Below are 3,253 nucleotides of genomic sequence, written 5' to 3' on the forward strand. Positions count from 1 at the left end.
TACCTTCAGAAAGCCAGAGAATAGTTTGGGCACGTTGTCTTTCACGCCAATGTTTTGCATGCTTGGCCAGAAAAATGAGTCGTTCTCGCTGTTCTAAACTAAGTGGTACAGAAACAATTCGAGGCATATGTGAACATCTGTTAACTAAAAAAACTTTTTCGCATGATTAGTTATTTTTGTCAACTTATTTTCTTTTGCTTATTACTATATTCTGGTGCATGGAGTTTTAAGGCTGCAGAATGTCCGCCATTAAATCGAGACGTATTCTTTGTCTTTCCAACATATACGAGCTCTTCGCCAGAATCATCCAAACAAGAAATTAAATAAATTGGTAATGATGGAAAAGGTGTATATCACACCCAAAATCTGCCACCCATTTCACTTTAAAATCTAATATAAAAGCTTATTTTCAATAAAAAACACATCATAATACCCCCTTGCCTTTTAACCACAAAAATATTGAAGTTATTATTTAGAAGCAATTAATAGAAAAATAAACAAATCTTTTTTAAACAAGCTACTAATAAAAATATCTCCATCGAAAATAAAGTATAAAAATTCAAAAACCATTTAATAAAGTATCAATAGAGTTAAAATACATATAGCTTACTTTTAATTTTAAAGAGGAATACAAGAAATAATTTCTTGTATTCCTGTTATAAGATTGGGAGAACCAAGTTGATAATTTCACCCATTTCTTTGGATCTATTAATTTAAGTTTCGACTTTACTTATTTGAGCTTAGCCATTTGGTCGAGTCACAATCGGGAAAATTGAATCTGGACGTTTAAACATTGCAAAGAATTTTCCAATTTTCAGTGGATTACCTTTGACTTTACTGTCTTTAGAAAGCAGGACTTTTACCCCTTCTATTTGACCTGTAATCATTTTTAGATATAAGGGCTTGGTTAAGGTTAATGTAGGGCAATCCAATGCCAAATCTTTACTTTCATCATAACGCTTAAACTGCATGACTGAGTTTTCAACCCATAATGAAAAATGCTCTTTGGTATCCGACAAAACCAGATTGATACACTGGTTTTCATTTTTTAAATTTTCCACATCTAAATTTGTCGCCATAGCTTCAAGAAATCTTTCAGTTGGTGTATGAATCAATAAATCACTCGGATCAGAAGTATTTTGTAGGGGTACATTATTTTGTAGCTCTTGAGCGCCCACCAAAAAGAAATTACGCCAAGTTGAAGCCTCAGCAGCATAGCCCAATTGACGATAAGTATTCGCCAATAAGTCTTTTGCTTGTTGGTTTTGAGGGTTATTCAACACAATATGTTTTAAAATCTCGGCAGCCCATCTATAGTCAGCTTGAGCGTAGGCATCCCGCGCATTTTTCAATGCATTGTTCTCCCCACCTGCTAACTCAATATATTTTTTTGCAACAGCTTTAGGGGGTAATGGATCTAAATTGGAAGGATGGGCATCGAACCATCCCATATAATATTGGTATACTGCTTTTACATTATGTTTTAGGGTTCCATAATAGCCATGAGCATATAGTTTTTGATCAAGTGCCGCTGGAAGCTTAATTTTTTCGGCAATTTCAGCGCCATTAAAACCAGAGTTCATATATCTCACCGTCTGATCATGCGTGAACTTATAAACATCTCGCTGGGTTTTAATAAAATCTTGAATATTGTCATTGCCCCAGACAGGCCAATGATGCTGTGCAATCAATACATCGGATGCTTTGGCATGCTGCATTGCTTGGTCTAGATAGCCCACCCATTTTAAGGCATCACGGACTTTAGCACCCCGAAGGGTATAAAGATTATGCATGGTATGAGATAGAATTTCTGCGCCGTTATAAAGTTTCAATGATGGGATAGAGAACGTTAATTCTGCTGGTGCTTCTGAACCCGGCACGTTATAAAACACAAAATCCAAGCCATCAACCGTCATTTTCTGTTCTGGTTGAGTGATCAGTTGTGTAGGCTCAAGGATGCCCATTTTTCCCACAGCAACAGCCTTACCTAAACCTGTATCCACCAATCCTTCCGCATTTTTAGGTAGAAAAGTTCCATACATATAAGTCGCACGACGTATCATGGCTGAACCTGCCATCACATTTTCACTGGTCGCTTCTTCCATAAAGCCTTTTGGCGCAATAATTGGAGTTTTTCTAGCGTTAATTTCTTCGCTAGAAAGAACGCCTAATGCACCACCAAAATGATCGATATGGCTATGGGTAAAGATAATGGCTGAAATTTTTTGCTCACCTAAATGCTGTCTAGCAAATTTAAGTGCTGCTTCAGCCGTTTCTTTAGAGGTTAATGTATCCACAATAATCCAGCCAGTATCACCCTGAATGATGGTCATATTTGCCAAATCAAAACCACGAATTTGCCAAACTCGATCTGTTACTTTAAATAGCCCAACATTGTTGTTTAATTTTGCTTGTCGCCATAGAGTGGGATTAACGGTATTTGGTGCTTGATCTTGTAAAAAACTAAATGCATCAAAATCCCAGATAACATTGCCTTTCTCACTTTTAATTTGACCTGTTGGCTTGGCAATAAAGCCCTTTTGAGCCTGATTAAACTCAGTCATATCCTCTAAGTTATACTTCGCCTTATATGTATTATTTGATTCAATGACCGCTTTTTCTACTACAGTATTTGCTGCAAAAACAGAAAATGGCAGAATAAGCATCAATGAAACTGTTAAAAACTTAATTTTCATCTTCTTTCCTTTTTTTAAATAGAGGTGGTCCCACATGTTTGAACAACTAAAAGCTTATTTATAAGTGATACTCTGCTCTAGTTAAGCTACCTTATTTTGTTGTGGTAGCTGGTCATAGTAAAACTCATCTGGAGTCATTTTGTCCAGACTCGAATGAGGTCGTTTCAAATTATAAAATTCAAAATATGCGTTTAATTGCTTCTTCGCATCCAAAACATTGCTGTAGGCTTTGAGATACACCTCTTCATATTTAACGCTCCGCCATAATCGTTCAACCATCACATTATCAACCCATCGACCTTTACCATCCATGCTGATTTGGATGTCATTTGATTTCAATACCACTCTTAAAGAGTGGTAGTTGTATCTAGCACTAAAAAAGAATAATTAAAAGTTAAAATTAATTCATATTTTTTTGCTCCTTAATACCCATACGCGCCAACTTAAGCCATGTTGATGATATTTCATACACTCTGGTGCCTCCTAAATAACATTGAAATATCATCTGTAAATCGTTGTAATTTCCTCTTCCTAGGCCGCTCCGACATACTTTTAAT

General features: G+C 36.0%; 1 protein-coding gene and 2 pseudogenes. All 3 read right to left on the reverse strand.

What is annotated here, in order from left to right; translation table 11 throughout:
* Nucleotides 1-127: pseudogene (locus HX743_RS15700) on the reverse strand (helix-turn-helix domain-containing protein); the annotation flags it as partial.
* 613 nt (nucleotides 128-740) lie between these two features.
* Entirely contained in the window at nucleotides 741-2,696 is a 1,956-nt protein-coding gene (locus HX743_RS15705) for an alkyl/aryl-sulfatase (RefSeq protein WP_000693745.1), read from the reverse strand.
* An 81-nt stretch (nucleotides 2,697-2,777) separates the two neighbouring features.
* Nucleotides 2,778-3,038, reverse strand: a pseudogene (locus HX743_RS15710) (integrase core domain-containing protein); the annotation flags it as partial.
* Nucleotides 3,039-3,253: the final 215 nt, after the last annotated feature.

Origin of the sequence: Acinetobacter sp. Swhac1 (assembly GCF_013390985.1) — a bacterium.
Classification (GTDB): Bacteria; Pseudomonadota; Gammaproteobacteria; order Pseudomonadales; family Moraxellaceae; genus Acinetobacter; species Acinetobacter towneri.

Excerpts from the sequence above, each read along its gene's own strand:
- HX743_RS15705 (WP_000693745.1), bottom strand. The coding sequence starts at position 2,696 with ATGAAAATTAAGTTTTTAACAGTTTCATTGATGCTTATTCTGCCATTT.